This window comes from Stutzerimonas kunmingensis (genome assembly GCF_002929225.1).
Taxonomy (GTDB): Bacteria; Pseudomonadota; Gammaproteobacteria; order Pseudomonadales; family Pseudomonadaceae; genus Stutzerimonas.
In genome coordinates, this window is the sequence record NZ_PISM01000004.1 from 541,422 (window position 1) to 565,259 (window position 23,838).

20 protein-coding genes are annotated in these 23,838 nt (G+C 59.8%); 18 read left to right on the forward strand and 2 right to left on the reverse strand.

Annotated features, from left to right (window positions below; genetic code table 11):
* The first annotated feature begins 3 nt into the window (after positions 1-3).
* A complete protein-coding gene (locus CW305_RS03635; RefSeq protein ID WP_003299378.1) occupies positions 4-333 on the forward strand; it encodes a Na+/H+ antiporter subunit G in 330 nt (109 codons plus the stop codon).
* Between the two features lie 53 nt (positions 334-386).
* On the opposite strand, the gene CW305_RS03640 is transcribed toward CW305_RS03635, so the two are convergent.
* Together CW305_RS03640 and map are read right to left on the reverse strand one after the other, a co-directional pair.
* Positions 387-3,089 (reverse strand): [protein-PII] uridylyltransferase, encoded by a 2,703-nt coding sequence (locus CW305_RS03640; protein ID WP_023443743.1) that lies wholly within the window; start codon positions 3,087-3,089, stop codon positions 387-389.
* Positions 3,090-3,126: 37 nt separating this feature from the next.
* The gene (gene map / locus CW305_RS03645; protein WP_023443744.1) at positions 3,127-3,909 is read right to left on the reverse strand and encodes a type I methionyl aminopeptidase; all 783 of its coding nucleotides are present in this window, start codon (positions 3,907-3,909) and stop codon (positions 3,127-3,129) included.
* Positions 3,910-4,195: 286 nt separating this feature from the next.
* Between map and rpsB the strand changes: the two genes are divergently transcribed.
* The 17 genes from rpsB to CW305_RS03730 all read left to right on the forward strand — a co-directional run bounded on the left by rpsB (position 4,196) and on the right by CW305_RS03730 (position 23,671).
* Positions 4,196-4,936 (forward strand): 30S ribosomal protein S2, encoded by a 741-nt coding sequence (rpsB, locus tag CW305_RS03650; protein WP_104097115.1) that lies wholly within the window; start codon positions 4,196-4,198, stop codon positions 4,934-4,936.
* 127 nt (positions 4,937-5,063) lie between these two features.
* Positions 5,064-5,927, forward strand: coding sequence for a translation elongation factor Ts (gene tsf / locus CW305_RS03655; protein ID WP_014819903.1), 864 nt, complete (start codon positions 5,064-5,066; stop codon positions 5,925-5,927).
* A gap of 200 nt (positions 5,928-6,127) precedes the next feature.
* Positions 6,128-6,871, forward strand: a complete 744-nt coding sequence (gene pyrH, locus CW305_RS03660) for a UMP kinase (RefSeq protein WP_014819904.1) — start codon at positions 6,128-6,130, stop codon at positions 6,869-6,871.
* Positions 6,868-7,425, forward strand: coding sequence for a ribosome recycling factor (frr, locus tag CW305_RS03665; protein ID WP_014819905.1), 558 nt, complete (start codon positions 6,868-6,870; stop codon positions 7,423-7,425). The genes pyrH and frr overlap by 4 nt, the downstream gene beginning before the upstream one ends.
* Before the next feature lie 137 nt (positions 7,426-7,562).
* Positions 7,563-8,324: a polyprenyl diphosphate synthase gene (gene uppS, locus CW305_RS03670; protein WP_104097116.1), complete on the forward strand. Its 762-nt coding sequence runs from the start codon at positions 7,563-7,565 to the stop codon at positions 8,322-8,324.
* Positions 8,318-9,133 (forward strand): phosphatidate cytidylyltransferase, encoded by an 816-nt coding sequence (locus tag CW305_RS03675; RefSeq protein WP_041013551.1) that lies wholly within the window; start codon positions 8,318-8,320, stop codon positions 9,131-9,133. Before uppS ends, CW305_RS03675 begins: the two co-directional genes overlap by 7 nt.
* A complete protein-coding gene (gene ispC, locus CW305_RS03680) occupies positions 9,130-10,320 on the forward strand; it encodes a 1-deoxy-D-xylulose-5-phosphate reductoisomerase (protein WP_104097117.1) in 1,191 nt (396 codons plus the stop codon). Before CW305_RS03675 ends, ispC begins: the two co-directional genes overlap by 4 nt.
* A gap of 59 nt (positions 10,321-10,379) precedes the next feature.
* Positions 10,380-11,732 (forward strand): RIP metalloprotease RseP, encoded by a 1,353-nt coding sequence (rseP, locus tag CW305_RS03685; RefSeq protein ID WP_104097118.1) that lies wholly within the window; start codon positions 10,380-10,382, stop codon positions 11,730-11,732.
* Between the two features lie 69 nt (positions 11,733-11,801).
* Positions 11,802-14,153, forward strand: coding sequence for an outer membrane protein assembly factor BamA (gene bamA / locus CW305_RS03690; RefSeq protein WP_003299362.1), 2,352 nt, complete (start codon positions 11,802-11,804; stop codon positions 14,151-14,153).
* A 48-nt stretch (positions 14,154-14,201) separates the two neighbouring features.
* The gene (locus tag CW305_RS03695) at positions 14,202-14,705 is read left to right on the forward strand and encodes an OmpH/Skp family outer membrane protein (RefSeq protein ID WP_003295019.1); all 504 of its coding nucleotides are present in this window, start codon (positions 14,202-14,204) and stop codon (positions 14,703-14,705) included.
* A 1-nt stretch (position 14,706) separates the two neighbouring features.
* A complete protein-coding gene (gene lpxD, locus CW305_RS03700) occupies positions 14,707-15,765 on the forward strand; it encodes a UDP-3-O-(3-hydroxymyristoyl)glucosamine N-acyltransferase (protein ID WP_104097119.1) in 1,059 nt (352 codons plus the stop codon).
* 103 nt (positions 15,766-15,868) lie between these two features.
* Positions 15,869-16,309, forward strand: a complete 441-nt coding sequence (gene fabZ, locus CW305_RS03705) for a 3-hydroxyacyl-ACP dehydratase FabZ (RefSeq protein ID WP_104097120.1) — start codon at positions 15,869-15,871, stop codon at positions 16,307-16,309.
* Positions 16,306-17,082, forward strand: a complete 777-nt coding sequence (gene lpxA / locus CW305_RS03710) for an acyl-ACP--UDP-N-acetylglucosamine O-acyltransferase (protein WP_003299358.1) — start codon at positions 16,306-16,308, stop codon at positions 17,080-17,082. The genes fabZ and lpxA overlap by 4 nt, the downstream gene beginning before the upstream one ends.
* Before the next feature lies 1 nt (position 17,083).
* Complete coding sequence (gene lpxB / locus CW305_RS03715; RefSeq protein WP_003299357.1) at positions 17,084-18,217, forward strand: lipid-A-disaccharide synthase; 1,134 nt, start codon at positions 17,084-17,086, stop codon at positions 18,215-18,217.
* Positions 18,217-18,855 carry a ribonuclease HII gene (gene rnhB, locus CW305_RS03720; protein ID WP_104097121.1) on the forward strand — a complete coding sequence of 213 codons (639 nt, stop codon included), beginning with the start codon at positions 18,217-18,219 and terminating at the stop codon, positions 18,853-18,855. The genes lpxB and rnhB overlap by 1 nt, the downstream gene beginning before the upstream one ends.
* A gap of 155 nt (positions 18,856-19,010) precedes the next feature.
* Positions 19,011-22,532 (forward strand): DNA polymerase III subunit alpha, encoded by a 3,522-nt coding sequence (dnaE, locus tag CW305_RS03725; RefSeq protein WP_104097122.1) that lies wholly within the window; start codon positions 19,011-19,013, stop codon positions 22,530-22,532.
* A 188-nt stretch (positions 22,533-22,720) separates the two neighbouring features.
* Positions 22,721-23,671, forward strand: a complete 951-nt coding sequence (locus tag CW305_RS03730) for an acetyl-CoA carboxylase carboxyltransferase subunit alpha (RefSeq protein ID WP_023443752.1) — start codon at positions 22,721-22,723, stop codon at positions 23,669-23,671.
* The last annotated feature ends 167 nt before the right edge of the window (positions 23,672-23,838 follow it).

Below are 23,838 nucleotides of genomic sequence, written 5' to 3' on the forward strand. Positions count from 1 at the left end.
GACATGCCATTCTGGATCGAAGTGCTGGTAAGCGTGTTCCTTATTATCGGCAGCCTGTTCGCGCTGATCGGTGCGATCGGCCTCTACCGGCTGCCGGATTTCTACACGCGCCTGCATGGCCCGACCAAGGCGACGACGCTGGGTGTTGGCGGTATCGTGATCGCGTCGATGATCTTCTTCAGCAGCCAGAACGATGGCTTGAGTCTGCACGAGCTGCTGATCACGCTGTTTCTCTTCCTCACTGCGCCGGTCAGTGCGCACATGCTGGCCAAGGCTGCAATGCAGCAGAAACTGCCAGCTGTCGAACAAACGCGGGGTCAGCCTTGGGATTGAGCCTGCCTCCTACCTGTCTTGCAGCGCCAGGTAGGTGAGCAGGCGAGGCCATTTCAGATCAGGATGCTGCTCGGTGAGGGTTGCTGTTCGTTCTCCTGCTGCAGCTCCTTGACGAGCGCCTGCTGCAGGCGCAGGCAGAACTGCGGGTCGGACAGCGGCTGGTTGTCTGCGTCGGTGACGAAGAATACGTCCTCCACGCGTTCGCCCAAGGTCGCGATCTTGGCGTTCTGCACCGATAGATCGAAATCGAGGAACAGCTGGCCCACACGCGCCAACAGGCCGGGCCGGTCCGGTGCAATGATTTCCAGAATGGTCTGCGGCCGCTGTGTGTCGTTGTGGATGGTGACCTGCGGCGGGAAGGCGAAGTGCTTGAGTTGCCGTGGGACACGGCGCTGGATGATGGTCAGGTAGTCGTCCGGGTTGCGCAGGGCGGCGATCAGGCCGCTGCGAATCTCCTCGATCCGCTTCGGATTATTGCCGATCGGGCTGCCGTCGGCGTCCAGCACGATGTAGGTGTCCAGCGTGAACTGGCTGCTCGACGTCAGAATGCGTGCGTCATGGATGTTCAGGTTGAGCTGATCCATGGCCGCCACGGTTACCGCGAAGAAGTCATGCTGGTCTGGCGCGTAGATGAATATTTGCGTGCCTCCCTCAAACTCCCGCTGCGTGGTTTCCTTGATCAGCACCAGCGGCCCACCGTTGGCCGGGTGCTCGATGATCGCGTCGGTATGCCAGGCCACATCGGTGGCGGTGTGCCGGAGGAAATAGTCGTCGCCCAGCTGTGACCAGAGCTGCTCGGCGTCATCCGGATCGGTGCCCTGGCGCACCAGGTCATCGAGCGCAGCGCGTTGGGTCTGGCGGATTTGCTCTTCGCGCCCCAGCGGGTTTTCCAGCCCGCGTTTCAAGGCCCGCTTTGTTTCGGTATAGAGCTGACGCAGCAGGCTCGCGCGCCAGGAATTCCACAGGGTCGGGTTGGTGGCGTTGATGTCGGCCACGGTCAGGACGTAGAGATAGTCCAAGTGCGTCTCGTCGCCGACCAGTTGGGCGAAATCATTGATCACCTGCGGATCGGACAGATCCTTGCGCTGCGCTGTGGTGGACATGACCAGATGGTTTTCCACCAGCCAGACCACCAGTCGGGTATCCCACGCCGGCAGCTTGTGACGACTGCAGAATTGCTCGGCATCCACCGCGCCGAGTTCCGAATGGTCGCCGCCACGGCCCTTGGCAATGTCGTGATAGAGCCCGGCAATGTAGATCAGCTCTGGTTTGGGCAGCCTTTCGACCAGCTTGCTGGCCAGCGGATATTTCTCGGCGACGCCCGGCTTGGTCAGCTTGCGCAGGTACTTGATGACATTGAGCGTGTGCGCGTCGACGGTGTAGATGTGGAACAGGTCGTGCTGCATTTGCCCGACGATGTGGCCGAACTCCGGCAGATAGCGGCCCAGGATGCCGTAGCGGTTCATTCGGCGAAGGTTGCGGTGAATACCTTCCTTGCACTTGAACAGCTCGATGAACAGGCTGGTGTTGCGCAGATCCTGGCGGAAGATGTCATCGATCAGGTAACGGTGATCGCGGAGCAGGCGAATGGTGTCCGAGCGAACGCCCTGGATGTCGGGATGCTGGGCGAGCAGCACGAAGGTTTCCAGGATCGCGAAAGGGGTGCGTTTGAAGATAGCTGCGTTGCTCACCTCAAGGTAGCCGTCGCGTACCTGAAATCGGCTGTTTAGTGGCACGATCGGGCCTGACTCGCCTTCCCAGAGAATCACTTCGGCGAAGTGCTGACCGACAAGATCGCTGAGTTCGGCAATGCTCATGACGATCCGGTAGTACTTCTGCATGAAGCGTTCGATGGCCAGCTTGGCATCATTGTCTTCATAGCCCAGCAGCGCGGCCAAACTGCGCTGATGGTCAAACAGCAGGCGATCCTCGGCGCGACCGGCAAGCATGTGCAGGCCGTAGCGCACCTTCCAGAGAAACTCCTGGGCGGCGGTCAGCAGGCTGTGTTCACCCTCGGTAAGAAAGCCCTGATCGACCATCGCCTGCAGATTGAGCGTGCCGAACTCGCGACGGGCGATCCAGAGGATGGTCTGGATGTCGCGCAGGCCGCCGGGGGAGCCTTTGACATTGGGCTCCAGGTTGTACTCGGTGTTGTTGTACTTGGCGTGTCGTGCGCGCTGCTCGTTGCGCTTGGCGAGGAAGAATTCCTTGCTAGGCCACATCTGTTGGGTGCTGGTGACCCGCAGCATGGCCTGGCGCAGGCGCTCCGGGCCGGCGATCGTCCGGCTTTCCATGAGGTTGGTGATGACCGTGAGATCGGCGCGCGCTTCGTCGGCGCATTCGGCAACGGAGCGCACGGCCTGCCCGACTTCCAGGCCGATATCCCAGAGAAGGGTCAGAAAGCCCTCGATCGAGTCGCGAAAGATTTCCTGGTCGTTGGCGTCGAGCAGAATGAGCAGGTCGATATCGGAGTAGGGGTGCAGTTCACCTCGGCCGTAGCCACCCACTGCGACGAGCGCGATATCTGCGCCATTGTTCCAGTCGAAGCGATCCCAGGCCGAGCGCAGAATCTGATCGACGAACCAGGCGCGATCTTGAATCAGGCGACGGATGTCCCGACCTGCCTTGAACCGCTCGTCCAGTACCTGCCGCGCCTGGCGTATGGCCTTCTTGTACGCAGCGATGGGGCTGGCCTTCAGAGCCAGCTCCGCCTGAAACTGGCTGCGGTCAAACAGCTCCGGGTCAACCTGGGGCATGCGAACGTCCTCCCGTGGGGGCTGCGGCTGTGAAATCTCAGGTAGAGGTGCGAGCGATGGTGTCGTCGCTGCGCAGAGTGAAGATCTCGTAGCCGTCAGCGGTCACCAGGATGGTGTGTTCCCATTGCGCCGATAGCTTGCGATCCTTGGTGATCGCAGTCCAGCCATCGCCAAGCAGTCGGGTTTCCGAGCGACCCTGGTTGATCATCGGCTCGATGGTGAAGGTCATGCCTTCCTTGAGCTCCATGCCGGTGCCGGCACGGCCGTAATGCAGAACCTGCGGCTCCTCATGGAAGACCTTACCGATGCCGTGGCCACAGTATTCGCGGACCACGGAGAACCCATTCTTCTCGGCATGTTTCTGGATGACTTCACCGATGTCCCCGAGTCGTGCGCCCGGGCGAACCAGCTCGATGCCTTTATAGAGGCATTCCTGAGTGACCTGGCAGAGGCGATCGGCCCACTCGGGCACCTTGCCGACCATGAACATCTTGCTGGTGTCGCCGTGATAGCCGTCCTTGATCACAGTGATATCGATGTTGAGGATGTCGCCGTCTTTCAGCGGCTTGTCGTTCGGGATGCCGTGGCAGACAACGTGGTTGATTGAGGTGCAGATCGATTTGGGAAAGCCCTTGTAGTTCAGCGGAGCGGGAATGGCCTGCTGAACGTTGACGATATGCTCGTGGCAAAGGCGGTCGAGTTCCTCGGTGGTGACGCCTGGCTTGACGTGCTCGCCGATCATCTCGAGAACTTCGGCGGCGAGGCGCCCGGCAATGCGCATCTTCTCGATATCTTCGGGCGTCTTGATGGTGACAGTCATGCAAACCTCTTGTATGCCCGCAGGCGAAGGCAATAACGGAAAGTCGCGATGATAAACCAAAGCGCCTGCGGCCTGCAGGTCAGGGCTGATTGCACTGCTGAGCCTGTTGTAGAGAGTTCAAAGCAGTAGCCTCTCGATGGTCGTTGTGCTATAAAACGCGCCGCTCAGCGGGGTAGACCCCGTCGAGCCTAACCCCACACACGTGTCGACACGGTATCCTGGGTGCTCGCAAGAGTTGGATATCGGGACGCGTGGAGGCCTAACCCGACTTATTCGAGGACTGATCATGTCTCAAGTCACTATGCGCGATATGCTGAAGGCCGGTGTGCACTTCGGCCACCAGACCCGTTACTGGAATCCGAAAATGGATAAATACATTTTCGGCGCGCGCAACAAGATCCATATCATCAACCTGGAAAAAACCCTGCCGATGTTCAACGACGCGCTGCGTTTCGTTGAGAAGCTGGCTGCAGGCAAGAACAAGATTCTGTTCGTTGGCACCAAGCGTTCCGCCGGCAAGATCGTTCGCGAAGAAGCTGCTCGTTGTGGCTCGCCGTATGTCGATCATCGCTGGTTGGGTGGCATGCTGACCAACTACAAGACCATCCGCGCCTCCATCAAGCGTCTGCGTGAGCTGGAAGGGCAGTCCCAGGACGGTACTTTCGAGAAGCTGACCAAGAAAGAAGCTCTGATGCGTACCCGTGATCTCGAGAAGCTCGAGCGCAGCCTGGGTGGTATCAAGGATATGGGCGGCCTGCCGGACGCCATGTTCGTCGTCGACGTCGATCACGAGCGCATCGCTATCTCCGAAGCCAACAAGCTGGGTATCCCGGTCATCGGCATCGTCGATACCAACAGCAGCCCGGAAGGCGTTGACTACATCATTCCCGGTAATGATGACGCCATCCGTGCCGTGCAACTCTACCTCGGCTCCATGGCTGACGCTGTTCTGCGCGGTCGCCAGAACGATGCCGGTGGCGCTGACGAGTTCGTCGAGGAAGTTGCTTCCGAAGCGGCTCAGGGCTGAGTGCGGCGCACTGCAGCGTGACACCCGATGAACAAAAAGGGGGCTAGGCCCCCTTTTTGTCTCTTGCGAATTGATCACCCGTGTATTGGGTGAGTGGTTTAGAAACCAAATCGAGAGGATTCCCAACATGGCAGAAATCACTGCAGCCTTGGTCAAAGAACTGCGCGAGCGTACCGGTCAGGGCATGATGGAGTGCAAGAAGGCTCTGGTCGCCGCTGGCGGTGATATCGAAAAGGCGATTGACGACATGCGTGCCTCGGGCGCCATCAAGGCCGCCAAGAAGTCGGGCAACATCGCTGCCGAGGGCTCGATCGCCGTTCGCGTCGAGGGTGGTCGTGGTCTGATCATCGAAGTCAACTCGCAGACTGACTTCCTGGCTCTGCAGGATGACTTCAAGGCGTTCGTCAAGGAAAGCCTGGACGAGGCCTTCGAGCAGAAGCTGACCGATGTGGCCCCGCTGATTGCTTCTCGTGAATCCGCGCGCGAAGCGCTGGTCGCCAAGTGCGGCGAGAACGTCAACATCCGTCGCCTGACCGCAGTGGAAGGTGAGGTGGTTGGTGCTTATCTGCACGGTCACCGCATCGGTGTGCTGGTCACCCTGAAGGGTGGCGATGCCGAGCTGGCCAAGGATATCGCCATGCACGTGGCTGCCAGCAATCCTGCGGTTCTGAGCCCGGCTGATGTTTCCGAAGAGCTGGTTGCCAAGGAAAAGGAAATCTTCCTGCAGCTCAATGCCGACAAGATCGCCGGCAAGCCGGAAAACATCGTCGAGAACATGGTCAAGGGCCGTATCAACAAGTTCCTGGCCGAAGCCAGCCTGGTTGAGCAGGCGTTCGTCAAGAACCCGGAAATCAAGGTTGGTGAGCTGGCCAAGAAAGCTGGTGCCGAAATCGTATCCTTTGTTCGCTACGAAGTAGGCGAGGGCATCGAGAAGGCCGAAGTCGACTTTGCTGCCGAAGTTGCTGCTCAGGTCGCTGCGACCAAGAAATAAGGCCGCTTCGGTGGTTCTGGCAAAGAGGCTGCCCGCTCACGCGCGCGGCCTCTTTGTCGAATTGGGCAGCGGAATTGTTTTTTTGTCACGATATAGTCATCGCCTGGCACCAACCCCGGGTTGAGCTGTCAAAGCGCAGATATTTTTTGGTCTGAGTCATTCAGACTTGATCACAGCACGCCGCAGGAGATAACACGCCAATGGCTCAGCAGATGAGTGCACGCAATCCTCGCTATAAACGCATTCTGCTCAAATTGAGCGGCGAGGCCCTGATGGGCTCCGAAGACTTTGGCATAGATCCCAAGGTCCTTGACCGTATGGCTCTGGAAGTCGGCCAGTTGGTGGGCATCGGCGTCGAGGTCGGACTGGTCATCGGTGGTGGCAACCTCTTTCGTGGTGCTGCGCTCTCGGCGGCCGGTATGGATCGCGTCACCGGCGACCATATGGGTATGCTGGCCACTGTGATGAATGCGCTGGCCATGCGCGACGCGCTTGAGCGTTCGAACATCCCGGCGCTGGTCATGTCTGCCATTTCCATGGTCGGCGTGACTGATCACTATGACCGTCGCAAGGCGATGCGTCATTTGAAGACCGGCGAGGTGGTTATTTTCTCCGCCGGTACCGGCAATCCATTCTTCACCACCGACTCGGCCGCCTGTCTGCGTGCGATCGAGATCCAGGCGGATGTCGTGCTCAAGGCCACCAAGGTCGATGGTGTTTACACCGCAGATCCGTTCAAGGATCCGAATGCGGAGAAATTTGCCGAGCTCACGTACGACGAAGTGCTGGATCGCAAGCTTGGCGTGATGGATCTGACAGCCATCTGTCTGTGCCGTGACCACAACATGCCGCTGCGGGTCTTCAACATGAACAAGCCCGGCGCCCTGCTCAACATCGTGCTAGGTGGCGCTGAAGGAACCCTGATCGAGGAATCGAAAGAATGATCAACGAGATCAAGCAAGACGCGCAGGAGCGCATGAAGAAAACCCTGGAATCGCTGGACCATGCATTCGCCAAGATCCGTACCGGCCGTGCGCATCCCAGTATTCTCGATAGCGTTATGGTCTCCTATTACGGTTCCGACACTCCGCTGCGTCAGGTTGCCAACGTAATCGCCGAAGACTCCCGCACTCTGGCATTGACAGTGTTCGACAAGAGCATGATCCAGGCGGTAGAGAAGGCGATCATGACCTCAGACCTGGGTCTGAATCCGGCCACCGCTGGCACCACAATTCGTGTGCCGATGCCCGCGCTGACCGAGGAGACCCGTAAGGGCTACACCAAGCAGGCCCGCGCAGAGGCCGAGAACGCCCGAGTCGCAGTGCGCAACATCCGCCGTGATGCGATCGCGCAGCTGAAGGACCTGGTCAAGGAAAAGGAAATCAGTGAGGACGAGGAACGTCGTGGCCAGGATGACGTCCAGAAGCTAACCGACAAGTACGTTGCCGAGATCGACAAGGCCCTCGAAGCCAAAGAAGGCGACCTGATGGCCGTATAAGGCCGGCATCGAATCGCTGCTGTCGTGTCCTGAATCGGGGGACCGGTTCGTGATGCGACAGTGCAGATGCCTCAGAGCTGTTGCTTGCAGCTTTTTCTTTTGGTTCGCAGCGTGTTTTAGCGCAAGTAGAGTTGTTCATGGAAAAGGTCAGGCAGATCGCCGGGCGGAATGTACCCCGTCACGTGGCGATCATCATGGATGGCAACAATCGCTGGGCGAAGAGGCGTTTGCTGCCCGGTGTGGCCGGGCATAAAGCCGGTGTCGACGCGGTTCGCGCCGTGATTGAGGTCTGCGCCGATTCCGGCGTCGAGGTGCTGACACTGTTTGCGTTCTCCAGCGAGAACTGGCAGCGCCCGGCAGATGAAGTCGGTGCGCTGATGGAACTGTTCCTGTCGGCGTTGCGGCGTGAGGCGCGCAAGCTCGATGAGAACGGCATTCGCCTGCGCATCATCGGCGATCGTGCCCGTTTCCATCCCGAATTGCAGGCCGCGATGCTGGAGGTGGAAGAGATGACTTCCGCCAATCATCGTTTCGTCCTCCAGGTTGCCGCCAATTACGGTGGGCAGTGGGACATTCTTCAGGCGGCTCAGCACTTGGCTGCCGAGGCGCAGTCCGGGCGTCTGAATCCGGCGGAAATTACACCTGCTCTGTTTCAGAGCCATCTGGCGACCGGCGGCATGCCGTTGCCCGATCTGTGCATTCGCACCGGCGGTGAGCGGCGCATCAGCAATTTCCTGCTTTGGCAGCTCGCCTATGCGGAACTGTATTTTTCCGATCTTTATTGGCCCGACTTCAAGCACGTTGCCATGCGCAAGGCGCTCGCCGATTTCGCCACTCGACAGCGGCGATTTGGCAAAACGGGCGAACAGGTCGAAAGCGAGGTCAAGGCCGAATGCTGAAGCAGCGCATCATCACCGCCGCCATCCTTCTGCCCGTCGCGATCATTGGGTTCTTTCTCCTTCATGGGCTCGCTTTCGCCATCTTCATTGGGCTGGTCGTTGCGCTAGGTGCCTGGGAATGGGCCCGGTTGGCTGGATTCGCGGGCCAGCCGGTGAGAATCGCTTATGCGGCGCTGGTCGTGGTGCTGCTTGCCGTGCTGTATCAACTTCCGGCACTGGCCCCCTGGCTGTTGGCGCTCGCCGTGCTCTGGTGGCTGGCAGCAACCTATCTGGTGTTGACCTATCCGCAGAGCAGTCGTCTCTGGGGTGGCTCCGCTGGCAGTCTGGTGATCGGTCTGGCGATTCTGCTTCCGTCGTGGCAGGCGCTGGTCGTGCTCAAGCAATGGCCATTGGGTAACTGGTTGATCCTTGCCGTGATGATTCTGGTCTGGGCTGCGGATATCGGGGCGTATTTCTCCGGCAAGACGTTCGGCAAGCGCAAGCTTGCACCGCAGGTCAGTCCTGGCAAGAGCTGGGAGGGGCTGATAGGTGGCCTGTTGACCAGTCTGCTGATCACGCTGGCGGTCGGCATTTACCGCGGCTGGTCGGTGCGAGAGCTGGTGCTAGCGCTGCTGGGTGCAGCGGTGGTGGTGTTGATCTCGGTGATCGGTGACCTCACCGAGAGCATGTTCAAGCGTAGCTCGGGCATCAAGGACAGCAGTCAGCTGCTGCCCGGGCATGGCGGTGTAATGGATCGCATAGACAGTCTTACCGCGGCCATTCCGATCTTTGCGGTGCTTCTTTGGCTTGCTGGCTGGGGCGTGCTGTGACACGACCTCTACAGATAACCGTGCTGGGGGCGACCGGTTCGATCGGACTTAGCACATTGGATGTCATCGCTCGTCATCCCGATCGCTATAGCGTATTTGCGCTGACCGGCTTCAGCCGGCTCGCCGACCTGCGTTCGCTCTGCCTCAAGCATCGTCCGAGCTATGCAGTGGTCGGTGATGAAGCGCAAGCCGGCGTGCTGCAGGGGCAGTTGCAGTCCGATGGCGTTGCCACCCGAGTGCTGAGCGGCGAGGGCGGTCTGAGCGAGGTGGCGGGCCATCCCAAGGTCGATGTCGTGATGGCTGCAATCGTCGGTGCCGCTGGGCTGAAGCCGACTCTCGCCGCCGTGCGGGCAGGCAAGCGAGTGTTGCTGGCGAACAAGGAAGCGCTGGTAATGTCCGGCGCGTTGTTCATGCAGGCACTGCACGATAGCGATGCGGTGTTGCTGCCGATCGATAGCGAACACAACGCGATTTTTCAATGCTTGCCATCCAATTATGCCCGTGGGCTTGGTGCTGTCGGTGTGCGGCGGATATTGCTCACCGCTTCTGGCGGGCCGTTTCGAGATATTGCGCCGCAGCTTCTGGCGGATGTGTCGCCGGAGCAGGCCTGCGCTCATCCCAACTGGTCGATGGGGCGCAAGATTTCCGTGGATTCGGCCAGCATGATGAACAAGGGGCTTGAGCTGATCGAGGCCTGTTGGTTGTTCAACGCGCGACCAGATCAGGTCGAGGTGGTGATTCACCCGCAAAGCGTTATCCACTCTATGGTGGACTACGTGGATGGTTCGGTGCTCGCGCAACTCGGCAATCCCGACATGCGTACGCCGATTGCGCATGCGCTGGCATGGCCGGAGCGAATCGATTCCGGTGTGTCGGCGCTGGATCTGTTGCAGGTTGGGCGACTGGATTTCCAGGCGCCGGACAACCTGCGCTTCCCTTGTCTGCGGCTTGCTCGCCTGGCCGCGGAGACCGGTGGCACGGCGCCGGCGATGCTCAATGCCGCGAACGAAGTGGCGGTTGACGCCTTTCTCAATCGACGCATCCGCTTCACCGAGATCGCGAGTATCATCGACGACGTGTTGAATCGAGAGGCATCGGTTCCGACTGTCTGCCTTGAAGATGTACTGGCAGCTGACAACCAGGCTCGTGAAACTGCCGACCACTGGTTGAGCTGCCGCGGGCGATAGGGTCTGCCGGCCTCGCGGCTTGCAGCGAAACGTCAACAGACCCACTCCCGGAGGAAAATATGGGCGCGCTCTACATGATCATCGGCACCCTCGTTGCGCTCGGGGTGTTGGTGACCTTTCACGAATTCGGTCATTTCTGGGTTGCCCGTCGCTGTGGCGTGAAGGTGCTGCGATTCTCCGTTGGCTTCGGTAGTCCGCTGCTTCGCTGGCATGACCGGCAGGGCACCGAGTTCGTCATCGCTGCGATACCGCTTGGCGGTTACGTCAAGATGCTCGACGAACGTGAGGGCGACGTGCCTCCCGCTTTGCTCGACAGTGCATTCAATCGCAAGAGCGTCCGCCAGCGCTTCGCTATCGTATCCGCCGGGCCGTTGGCCAATTTCCTGTTAGCTATGGTGTTCTTCTGGCTGCTGGCGATGCTTGGCAGCGAACAGGTGCGGCCTGTTGTCGGTGCTGTCGTGCCAGGCAGTCTCGCTGCTCAGGCGGGGATGGCGGTCGATCAGGAGATCGTTGCGGTCAATGGCAAGCCAGTCAGTGGCTGGTCCGAGGTCAATCTACAGTTGGTACGGCGCCTGGGCGAGAGCGGTCAGCTCGATATGACGGTGCGAGAGCTTGGCGGTTCTGGCGAGCAGCACTTGCAGATCCCGTTGCAGAATTGGCTGAAAGGCGTGGAGGAGCCGGACCCGATCACCTCGCTCGGAATCAGACCCTGGCGCCCTCAGATTGCCCCAGTGGTCGCTCAGTTGGACCCTGAAGGCCCGGCGCAGGCCGCAGGTATTCGTCTCGGCGACCGCCTGTTGAGTATGGATCAGCAGCCACTGGACGATTGGCAGCAGGTGATCGACGCAGTCAAGGTACTGCCCGGTGAGCCGGTATCCCTGCAGGTGGAGCGCGCCGGTGAGCGACTCGATGTGTCGTTGACGCTGGCCGCGCGTGGCGAAGGCGATGCGCGCCGCGGTTATCTGGGGGCGGGTGTCGAAGGTGGTGAATGGCCAGCGGAAATGCTGCGCGAAGTCAGCTTCGGTCCTCTTGAAGCGGTGGTCGAAGGCGTAAGACGCACCTGGACCATGAGCCTGCTGACCCTCGATTCGCTGAAGAAAATGCTCTTCGGGGAGCTCTCGGTAAAAAACTTGAGCGGTCCGATAACCATTGCTAAAGTGGCGGGCGCTTCTGCCCAGTCGGGACTGGGGGATTTCCTCAATTTCCTCGCCTATCTGAGCATTAGTCTGGGGGTTCTCAATCTATTGCCTATCCCGGTGCTCGATGGCGGCCATCTGCTCTTCTATCTCGTCGAGTGGGTCCGCGGACGTCCTCTGTCGGAGCGGGTACAGGGATGGGGAGTACAGATCGGCATCAGCCTGGTGGTTGGGGTGATGCTGCTTGCACTGGTCAATGACCTTGGCCGTCTGTAATGCCGAATCCGTAGTGTCGCCATGCCGAATCGCCGGTTCATTTATCAGGTTTGAATAAGAAAGGACTTCATGAAACGTCTGCTGCTACCTGCGGTTATCTCCGCATTGATGATCGCCGAAGTTCACGCTGAGTCCTTCACTATTTCCGATATCCGGGTCAATGGCCTGCAGCGGGTTTCCGCCGGCAGCGTATTCGGCGCTCTGCCTTTGAACGTGGGTGAGCCCGCCGATGACAATCGCCTCGTCGATGCCACTCGTGCGCTCTTCCGAACCGGTTTCTTTCAGGATATTCAGCTGGGGCGGGATGGCGATGTGCTGGTCATCAGCGTAGTCGAGCGACCATCTATTTCCGGCATCGAGATCGAAGGCAACAAGGCGATCAAGACCGAAGATCTGCTGTCAGGTTTGCAGCAGTCCGGTCTGGCCGAAGGGGAAATCTTTCAGCAGGCCACGCTCGAGGGTGTACGTAATGAACTGCAGCGCCAGTACGTTGCCCAGGGGCGCTATTCGGCGACCATCGAAACCGAGGTCATTTCGCAGCCGCGTAATCGGGTGGCGTTGAAGATCAAGATCAACGAAGGCTCGGTGGCGGCGATCAAGCACGTCAATATCGTGGGCAATTCTGTCTTCGCGGACGAAGATCTGGTGGATCTGTTCGAGCTGAAGACCACGAACTGGCTGTCGTTCTTCCGCAACGACGACAAGTACGCGCGTGAAAAGCTCTCCGGTGACCTGGAACGCCTGCGCTCGTATTACCTGGATCGCGGTTACATCAACATGGATATCACCTCGACCCAGGTATCCATCACGCCAGACAAGAAGCACGTCTATGTCACCGTGAACATCGACGAAGGCGAGCGCTATACCGTGCGCGACGTCAAGCTGAGCGGTGATCTCAAGGTTCCGCAGGAAGAGATCGAGGCGCTGTTGCTGGCAAAAGAAGGTCAGGTGTTCTCGCGCAAGGTGATGACTACGACCTCCGAGCTGATTACACGGCGCTTGGGTAACGAAGGCTATACCTTTGCCAACGTCAACGGTGTTCCTGAAGCTCACGACGAAGACAATACGGTGTCGATCACGTTCGTCGTCGATCCGGGTAAGCGTGCGTACGTCAATCGCGTCAATTTCCGCGGGAATACCAAGACCGAAGATGAAGTGCTGCGTCGCGAGATGCGCCAGATGGAAGGTGGTTGGGCGTCGACCTATTTGATCGACCAATCCAAGACTCGTCTCGAGCGCCTGGGCTTCTTCAAGGAAGTGAACGTAGAAACGCCGCAGGTTCCAGGTACGGATGATCAGATCGACGTCAACTACAGCGTCGAGGAGCAACCGTCCGGTTCGATCATGGCCAGCATCGGTTTTGCGCAGAACGCAGGCCTGATTCTGGGTGGCTCCATCAGCCAGAACAACTTCCTCGGTACCGGTAACCGGGTCTCCCTGGGCTTGACTCGCAGCGAATACCAGACGCGTTACAACTTCGGTTTCGTCGACCCCTACTGGACCGAAGACGGTGTCAGCCTGGGGTATAACGCCTTCTATCGCACCACCGATTACGACGAGCTCGATTACGACGTTTCCAGTTATTCGGTGGATAGCCTTGGTGGCGGCATCAACATCGGCTACCCGATCAGCGAGACGTCTCGACTGTCATTCGGCCTGACTGTGCAGCAGGATGATCTTGATACTGGCCGTTATACCGTGGACGAGATCTTCGACTTCATGGAGGAGGAGGGCGACAGCTTCCTCAACTTCAAGGCATCTGCAGGTTGGTCCGAGTCGACCCTCAATCGCGGCGTGCTCGCCACTCGCGGCCATTCGCAGAGCCTGGTATTCGAAAGTACTATTCCGGGTAGCGACCTGTCTTTCTACAAACTCGACTACAACGGCCAGCTGTTCGTACCGATGAGCAAGGATTACACCCTGCGCATGCATACGCGCCTGGGTTACGGGGACGCCTATGGCTCGACCTCGAGCCTGCCGTTCTACGAGCATTACTATGCCGGCGGCTTCAATTCGGTACGCGGCTTCGAGGATAGCAGCCTCGGCCCTCGTAGCACGCCGAGTGACGGGTCGCGCCCAGGCACCATCGCCGACCCGGATCAGGATCCTCTGCCGTTCGGTGGTAACGTACTCATCCAGGGGGGCTTGGAAGTGCTGTTCCCCATGCCGTTCGTCAAGGATCAGCGCTCGCTGCGTACCTCGGTGTTCTGGGACGTAGGTAATGTGTACAACACCAATTGCCCAACAGAGTCGAGTAATTGCAGCGATATCGACTTCGGCGATATGGCCAGCTCGGTGGGTGTCGGTCTGACCTGGATTACCGCAATGGGCCCGCTGAGCTTCAGTCTGGCTATGCCGGTGGTCAAGCCGGACGAGGCCGATACTCAGGTATTCCAGTTCTCGCTGGGACAAACGTTCTAACATTGCGGCGTGATGCCTCAGTGCTTTCTTTCAGGAGTGGTGTTTACCGTGCGTAAGTTGACTCAACTGTTTCTCGTCGTTGCCGCGCTGGTAGCGACCCCAGCATTTGCCGAAATGAAGATCGCCGTCATGAACTATCAGATGGCGCTGCTTGAGTCAGATGCAGCCAAACGTTACGCGGTCGACGCGGAGAAGAAGTTCGGCCCCCAACTGAGCAAGCTGAAAACACTCGAAAGCGACGCCAAGCGTATTCAGGATCGCCTGGTCAAGGACGGCGACAAGATGCAGCAGGCCGAGCGTGAACGTCTGGAACTCGAATTCAAGCAAAAGGCCCGTGACTTCCAGTTCCAGTCCAAGGAATTGAACGAGGCAAAGGCTGTGGCGGATCGGGACATGCTCAAGCAGCTCAAGCCGAAGCTTGATCAGGCTGTCGAAGAAGTCATCAAGAAGGGCAACTACGACCTGGTGTTCGAGCGTGGTGCCGTGGTGGATGTCAAACCGCAGTTCGATATCACCCGCCAAGTCATCGAGCGCATGAATCAGCTGCGCTGATATGGCAGGCGCAGTCTATACACTCGGCCAGCTGGCCGAGGAACTGGGTGGCACCCTGCGCGGCGATGCTGACCAGACTATTAGCGGGCTCGCTACCCTGCAGGAGGCGGGCCCGGCGCATTTGAGCTTCCTTGCCAATGCTCAGTATCGCAAGTACCTGTCGACCACCCAGGCCGCCGCGGTGTTGTTGGCTCCCGCTGATGCTGAAGGCTACGAAGGCGCGGCAATTGTCGTTAGCGACCCCTATCTGGCTTATGCGCGCGCGTCGCACCTGTTCGAGACTCGACCGGTAGCGAATAGCGGCATTCACCCGACGGCGGTGGTCGCTGCCGATGCTTATGTAGATTCGTCGGCCAGCATTGGTCCCTATGTGGTGATCGAGTCCGGCGCAACCATCGACGCGGATGTGGTGATCGGTGCGCAGTCATTCGTCGGCGCCCGTAGCCGAATCGGCGCTGGCGGGCGACTCGCACCGCGAGTCACGCTTTATCACGACGTGCAGATCGGTAAGCGCGTGGTGATCCAGTCCGGTGCCGTGATCGGTGGTGAGGGGTTCGGCTTCGCCAAGGAAAAAGGTGCCTGGCAGAAGATCGCTCAAATCGGCGGTGTGCGTATCGGGGATGATGTGGAAATTGGCTCGAATACCACCATCGACCGCGGCGCCCTTTCCGATACGCTGATTGGCAACGGCGTGAAGCTAGATAATCAGATCATGATCGCGCACAACGTGCAGATCGGTGACAACACGGCGATGGCTGGCTGTGCCGGCATCTCCGGTAGCACCAAGATCGGACGCAATTGCATGATCGCCGGTGGCGTCGGCATGGTTGGGCACATCGAAGTGTGCGACAACGTGTTCGTGACGGGTATGACGATGGTCACGCGCTCGATCACGGAACCCGGAAGCTACTCCTCGGGCACGGCGATGCAGAATGCTGCCGATTGGAGAAAGAGTGCGGCGCGTATTCGTCAGTTGGATGACATGGCTCGCCGGCTGCAACAGCTGGAGAAAAGCCTGGCTACCGTGACTCAGGGTCAGAATCCGGCTTCTGATGCCTGAGCTTACCGTCTGATCCGGTTTTTTTCGGGGTTAATGCCTGTCAGTGCTCGCGCGGGCTTTCAGCGCAGGCGGCCCTATACTTTTTTACAGGCTCTTTCCTGACATGATGGATATCAACGAGATTCGTGAATATTTGCCTCACCGCTACCCGTTCCTGCTGGTGGACCGTGTGACGGAGATGGACGTCGAGGCCAAGCGCGTTCGTGCCTACAAGAACGTGACCATCAACGAACCGTTCTTCAATGGGCATTTTCCGCAGCATCCGATCATGCCAGGCGTGCTGATCATTGAAGCCATGGCGCAGGCGGCCGGTCTGCTTGGTTTCAAGATGATGGGCGTCAAGCCAGCCGATGGCACGCTTTACTATTTCGTCGGCTCTGACAAGCTGCGCTTCCGTCAGCCGGTGGTTCCGGGCGATCAGCTGGTCCTGGAAGCTTCCTTCATCAGCGGCAAACGCGGCATCTGGAAGTTCGATTGTCGTGCTAGCGTCGAGGGCAAGCCGGTCTGCTCGGCAGAAATCATCTGCGCGGAACAGAAGATATGAGTTTGATCGACCCGCGCGCCATCATCGACCCTGCGGCTCGCTTGGCGGATGACGTCCAGGTCGGCCCATGGTCGATCATTGGTCCGGACGTCGAAATTGGCGAGGGTACGGTGATCGCGTCGCATGTGGTCATCAAAGGGCCGACCCGTATCGGTCGGCACAATCGCATCTATCAGTTCTCCTCGGTCGGCGAAGATACGCCGGATCTGAAGTACAAGGGTGAGCCGACGCGCCTGGTGATTGGCGATCACAACGTGATTCGCGAGGGTGTCACCATCCATCGCGGCACCGTGCAGGATCGCTCCGAAACCACCCTCGGTGATCACAACCTGATCATGGCTTATGCTCACATCGGCCACGACAGCGTGATCGCCAATCATTGTATTCTGGTCAACAACACCGCGCTGGCCGGTCACGTCCATGTGGGCGACTGGGCCATTCTCTCCGGTTACACCCTGGTACATCAGTTCTGCCATATCGGCGCCCATAGTTTTTCCGGCATGGGCACGGCGATCGGCAAGGATGTACCGGCATTTGTCACCGTGTTCGGCAATCCGGCGGAGGCGCGCAGCATGAACTTCGAGGGCATGCGTCGTCGTGGCTTCAGCGCCGAAGCCGTTCACGCCCTGCGCAACGCTTACAAGGTCGTCTACCGCAAGGGGTTGACCGTGGAGGCCGCACTCACCGAGCTGGCCGAAAGTGCAGCGGCATTCCCCGAGGTTGCGATCTTCCGCGACTCGATTCAGGCTTCAACTCGTGGGATCACTCGCTGAGATGAACCGGCCGCTCAGGGTTGCCTTGGTAGCCGGGGAGTCCTCCGGTGACATCCTTGGTGCGGGCCTGATGCAGGCGCTGAAGGCTCAGCACGCGAATGTCGAATTCATCGGCGTCGGCGGCTCGCGCATGCAGGCCGAAGGGTTGCAGTCGTACTTTCCGCTCGAGCGTCTGGCAGTGATGGGCCTGGTCGAAGTGCTCGGTCGTTTGCCGGAGCTGCTGGCCCGCCGCAAACGCCTGGTGGACACGCTGATCCAGCAGCGGCCGGATGTATTCATCGGCATCGACGCGCCGGACTTCAATCTCGGGCTTGAGCTCAAGCTGCGTCGGGCCGGAATCAAGACCGTGCACTACGTCAGTCCGTCGGTCTGGGCCTGGCGTCAGAAGCGGGTACTGAAGATCCGTGACGCCTGCGATCTGATGCTCACGCTGTTTCCGTTCGAGGCTAGGTTCTACGACGAGCACCAGGTACCGGTTCGCTTCGTCGGTCATCCCCTAGCTGATGCCATTCCGCTTTGCGCCGATCGTGCCGCGGCACGGCAAGCGCTCGGATTGCCAGCGGATGGCCTGGTCGTCGCGCTGATGCCCGGTAGCAGGGGCGGCGAAGTCGCTCGACTGGGGGATCTGTTCCTTTCCGCTGCCGAGCGGTTGCGCGCCATGCGTCCCGGGATTCGTTTTGTCATGCCTTGCGCCAGCCCCGAGCGGCGGCTGCAGCTTGAGCAGATGCTGGTTACGCGTGATTTGCCGCTGACCCTGCTCGATGGCCGGTCCCATGAGGCATTGGCCGCCTGCAACGCCGTGTTGATTGCTTCCGGTACGGCAACGCTTGAGGCGCTGTTGTTCAAACGCCCTATGGTGGTGGCCTACAGCGTAGCGCCAATGACTTACCGCATCCTCCGGCGGCTGGTGAAGAGCCCCTATGTTGCGCTTCCCAACCTGCTGGCCCAGCGTCTGCTGGTTCCCGAGTTGCTGCAGGACGCCGCTACCCCCGAAGCGCTTGCGCAGTCTCTGTCGCCACTGCTGGACGATGGTGACGTGCAGACCGAAGGCTTCGACAGTATTCATCGCACCCTGCGTTGCGATGCGTCGAGTCAGGCCGCCGATGCCGTGTTGCGCCTGGTTGGAGTTCGTTGATGCAGTTCGGACTCGATTTCAATCTGGTCGAAGAGCTGGTTGCCGGCGTCGACGAGGTCGGGCGCGGGCCGCTGTGTGGTCCTGTAGTGACCGCCGCAGTGATCCTCGATCCGGCGCGTCCGATCGAAGGCCTCAACGACTCGAAAAAGCTGAGCGAAGCCCGTCGTGAAGCGTTGTTCGACGAGATCTGCGCAAAGGCGGTGGCGTGGTGCATTGCCCGAGCCGAGGTCGAAGAGATCGATCAGCTGAATATCCTTCACGCCACGATGCTCGCCATGCAGCGTGCGGTTGATGGACTGAGTGTCACGCCGCGGCTGGCACTCATCGATGGCAATCGGTGCCCTCAGCTGAACGTGCCCAGCGCACCGGTGATCCAGGGCGACGGTCAGGTGCCGGCTATCGCTGCGGCATCCATCCTGGCCAAGGTCAGTCGTGACCGCGAAATGCAGGCCCTGGATCTCTGCTATCCGGGTTATGGGCTGGCCGGGCACAAGGGTTATCCGACTCCAAGCCATCTGGAAGCGCTTCGTCGGCTAGGACCAACGCCCATTCATCGGCGCTCTTTCGCCCCCGTGCGTACGCTGCTTGAGCAGGCAGTTATCGAGACCGACATCCCGGCCTGCGTGCTGCTGGTCTAGCGGGTAACTGTACGCGGGCCAGCCAGGTGCTTCATGAGGTCCTGGGCCGCCGAACACCCTTTTACCGTGTCGGCTACCGTTAGCGCGGTCGCCAGCCCGTCCGTGCTTTCCGGTACAATTCCGCGCTTGTCGTTCTGCCAGCTCAAGGTCTGTTCATGCCTGTTTCCTTCGTCCATCTACGTCTGCATACCGAGTACTCGCTGGTCGATGGGCTGGTTCGGGTCAAGCCGCTGATCAAGGCGGTCGCGGCAGGTGGCATGCCGGCAGTGGCGGTGACCGACATGAGCAATATGTGCTCGCTGGTCAAGTTCTATAAAGCCGCGCAGGGCGCCGGCATAAAGCCGATCTGCGGTGCCGATATCTGGATGGCTGGTTGTGACGAGGACGGTCCTCTCAGCCGCTTGACCTTGCTGGCGATGAATCCCAAGGGGTATCGCAATCTCACCGAGCTGATCTCTCGCGGCTGGACCGAAGGCCAGCGCAACGATCTGGTGATCATCGAGCGTGACTGGGTGAAGCAGTCGTCTGAAGGGCTGATTGCCTTGTCCGGCGCCAAGGAGGGCGAGATCGGACTTGCCCTGCTCAACGGCGAGGAATCGCTGGCCGAGGCGCTGCTGGCCGAGTGGCAATCGGTGTTTCCCAAGCGTTTCTATCTGGAAGTGCAGCGCACCAGCCGGGTCAACGATGAGGAGCATCTGCACGCGGCGGTGGCGCTGGCCGAGCGCTGTGCTGTGCCGCTGGTGGCGACCAATGACGTGCGCTTTCTCAAGCAGGACGATTTCGAAGCCCATGAAACGCGCGTCTGCATTGGCGAAAGTCGCACCCTCGACGACTCGCGGCGACCGCGTAACTATTCCGATCAGCAGTATCTGAAAACGCCCGAGGAAATGTACGAGCTGTTCAGTGACCTCCCCGAGGCGCTGGAAAATACCGTCGAGATCGCCAGGCGCTGCAACATCGAGGTGCAGCTGGGCACCTACTTCCTGCCCGATTTCCCGGTGCCGGACGGCATGACCATGGACGATTACTTTCGCAAGGTCTCGTTCGATGGCCTCGAAGAGCGGCTGGAAGTGCTGCTGCCCCGCGATACGCCCGATTACGAGGCGAAGAGGCAGGTCTATGTCGATCGGCTGAATTTCGAGCTGGATATCATTATCCAGATGGGCTTTCCGGGTTACTTCCTGATCGTCATGGACTTTATCCAGTGGGCCAAGAGCAATGGGGTGCCTGTAGGGCCAGGCCGTGGCTCGGGTGCCGGCTCGCTGGTGGCTTATGTGCAGAAAATCACCGACCTGGACCCGCTGGCCTACGATCTGCTGTTTGAGCGCTTCCTCAACCCTGAGCGGGTTTCCATGCCCGACTTCGACGTCGACTTCTGCATGGATGGCCGCGACCGGGTCATCGATTACGTGGCTGAGAAATACGGTCGCAATGCGGTGAGCCAGATCATCACCTTCGGCACCATGGCGGCCAAGGCGGTGGTGCGTGACGTGGCGCGGGTGCAGGGCAAGTCCTACGGGCTGGCGGATCGCCTGTCGAAGATGATCCCCTTTGAAGTAGGCATGACGCTGGAAAAAGCCTACGAGATGGAAGAGCCGCTGCGCGACTTCCTTGCCGTCGATGAAGACGCCAGGGAAATCTGGGACATGGCGCTCAAGCTCGAAGGCATCACCCGCGGCACCGGCAAGCATGCCGGCGGCGTGGTGATTGCGCCGACCAAACTCACCGATTTCGCCCCCATCGCCTGCGATGACGAGGGCGGCAGCCTGGTCACCCAGTTCGACAAGGACGACGTCGAGTCTGCCGGTCTGGTCAAGTTCGACTTTCTCGGCCTGCGCACGCTGACCATCATCAAATGGGCGCTGGAAACCATCAACCGCGAACAGGCACGTAAGGGTCTCGAACCGGTCGACATCGACTTTATCCCGCTGGATGACAAGCCCACCTACTCGCTGCTGCAAAAGGCCGAAACCACGGCGGTGTTCCAGCTCGAATCGCGTGGCATGAAAGAGCTGATCAAAAAGCTCAAACCCGACTGCCTGGAAGACCTGATCGCCCTCGTGGCGCTGTTCCGTCCCGGCCCGCTGCAATCGGGCATGGTCGACGACTTCATCAACCGCAAGCATGGTCGCGCGGAAATCTCCTACCCGCATTCGGATTACCAGTACGAAGGCCTCAAACCGGTTCTTGCGCCCACCTACGGCATCATCCTGTATCAGGAACAGGTGATGCAGATTGCCCAGGTCATGGCTGGCTACACGCTAGGCGGCGCCGACATGCTGCGCCGCGCCATGGGCAAGAAGAAGCCCGAGGAAATGGCCAAGCAGCGCGGCGGTTTCATCGAGGGCTGCAAGAACAACGGTATCGATGCTGATCTGGCGGGCAACATCTTCGACCTGGTAGAGAAGTTTGCCGGTTACGGCTTTAACAAGTCGCACTCGGCGGCCTACGGTCTGGTGTCCTATCAGACCGCCTGGCTCAAGGCGCATTACCCGTCGCCGTTCATGGCCGCGGTGCTTTCGGCGGACATGCACAACACCGACAAGGTGGTCACGCTGATCGAAGAATGTCGCAGCATGAAGCTGCGTATCGATGCGCCGGACGTGAACAACTCCGAATTCAAGTTCACCGTCAGCGACGACGGGCGCATCATCTACGGTCTGGGTGCGATCAAGGGTGTCGGTGAAGGGCCGGTGGAGGCCATTGTCGAATGCCGCAGTGAAGGCGGGCCGTTCAAGGACCTGTTCGACTTCTGCAGTCGGGTCGATCTCAAGCGCATCAACAAGCGCACCCTCGAGGCCTTGATCCGTGGCGGTGCGCTGGATCGCATGGGACCGTATTTTTCCGATGACCCGAAGCTCTACCAGGCCGGCATTGATCAGAATCGTGCGGTGCTCTTGTCAGCCATGGAAGAGGCGATTCAGGCGGCGGAGCAGACTGCGCGCAGCCTGGATAGCGGTCATATGGATCTGTTTGGCGGCTTGTTCGCAGAGCCCGAGGCGGATGTCTATGCCAATCACCGCAAGGCGCGGGAGCTGACGCTCAAGGAGCGCCTCAAGGGCGAGAAGGACACCCTGGGTCTCTACCTCACTGGCCACCCGATTGATGAATACGAAGGCGAAGTACGTCGCTTCGCCCGTCAGCGCATCATCGATCTGCGTCCGGCTCGCGATACCCAGACGGTCGCCGGGTTGATCGTCAACCTGCGGGTGATGAAGAACAAGAAGGGTGACAAGATGGGTTTCATCACCCTGGACGACCGCTCCGGGCGCATCGAGGCCTCGCTGTTCGCCGAAGCCTTCAATACGGCTCAGGCACTGCTACAGACCGATGCGCTGGTGGTGGTCGAAGGTGAAGTCAGCAACGACGATTTCTCCGGTGGCCTGCGTCTGCGTGCCAAGCGGGTGATGAGCCTGGAAGAAGCGCGCACAGGTCTGGCCGAGAGCTTGCGGGTCAAGGTCGGCAGCGATGCGCTCAGGGGTGACCGGGTGCGCTGGCTGGCAGACGTCTGTGGTCGTCATCGCGGGGCCTGCCCGATCACTCTGGAGTACACCGGTAGCGACGCCAAGGCGCTGTTGCAGTTTGGCGAGAGCTGGCGAATCGATCCGGCGGATCACTTGATTCAGGCATTGCGTGACCAGTTCGGGCGCGACAACGTCTTCCTGCAATACCGATAGCGGCCAGCATCGAGTTATCGCCAGGAAAACTGGCGCATGACCCGGCCACTACCCAAGCGACCCGATCTTGATCGAGTCATGATTGCGAACATTTTTTGTTCGACCTGAATGCGTCCGTCCCGTAAGGTAGGGCGCAAAAAACGGAACAGCTTCCCGGCCCCCCGGCCGTCGACGCATGACGGATGACTATGAACCCGAATTTTCTCGATTTCGAACAGCCGATCGCCGACCTGCAAGCCAAGATCGAAGAGTTGCGCCTGGTTGGTAATGACAATTCGCTGAACATTGGCGATGAAATCACCCGCCTGCAGGATAAGAGCGAGTCGCTCACCGAGAGCATCTTCGGCAATCTGACCAGCTGGCAGATCGCACGTTTGGCCCGGCACCCGCAGCGGCCCTACACCCTCGACTACATCAACCACCTGTTCACCGAGTTCGAAGAACTGCACGGTGATCGCCACTTCTCCGACGACGCCGCCATCGTCGGTGGCATTGCGCGTCTGGACGACCAGCCGGTGATGATCATCGGCCACCAGAAGGGCCGTGAAGTCCGCGAGAAGGTACGCCGCAACTTCGGCATGCCGCGTCCGGAGGGCTACCGCAAGGCATGCCGTCTGATGGAGATGGCCGAGCGCTTCAAGATGCCAATCCTCACCTTCATCGACACCCCCGGCGCTTATCCGGGTATCGACGCCGAAGAGCGCAACCAGAGCGAAGCCATCGCCTGGAACCTGCGCGTGATGGCGCGGCTGAAAACGCCGATCATCGCCACTGTCATCGGTGAAGGCGGTTCCGGTGGTGCACTGGCCATCGGTGTCTGCGACCAGCTGAACATGCTGCAGTACTCCACCTACGCGGTGATCTCGCCGGAAGGCTGCGCCTCGATTCTCTGGCGCACCGCCGACAAGGCACCCGAAGCGGCCGACGCCATGGGCGTGACTGCCGAGCGCCTGAAGGACCTCGGGATCGTCGACAAGGTGATTTCCGAGCCCCTGGGCGGCGCGCATCGCAACCCGGCCGTCACCGCGGCTTCGCTGCGTGACGAACTCAGGACTCAGCTGGAAATGCTCAAGGCGCTGGATACCGACGCGCTGCTGGAGCGCCGCTACGCGCGCCTGATGAGCTACGGTATCGCCTGATCGGATGCCGTTTTGTCCGCTGCAGAAACCCCGCCTACCCGGCGTGGTTTTTCGTTTCCGGGCCTGTTCAGACGGGGTCCAGCAACAGGCGCAGCGGCATCATCGGCGAGCGCTGAACCCCTGGCGTATGTAGCTTTATAGGGCGGGTGAAACCCGCGCGGTTACAC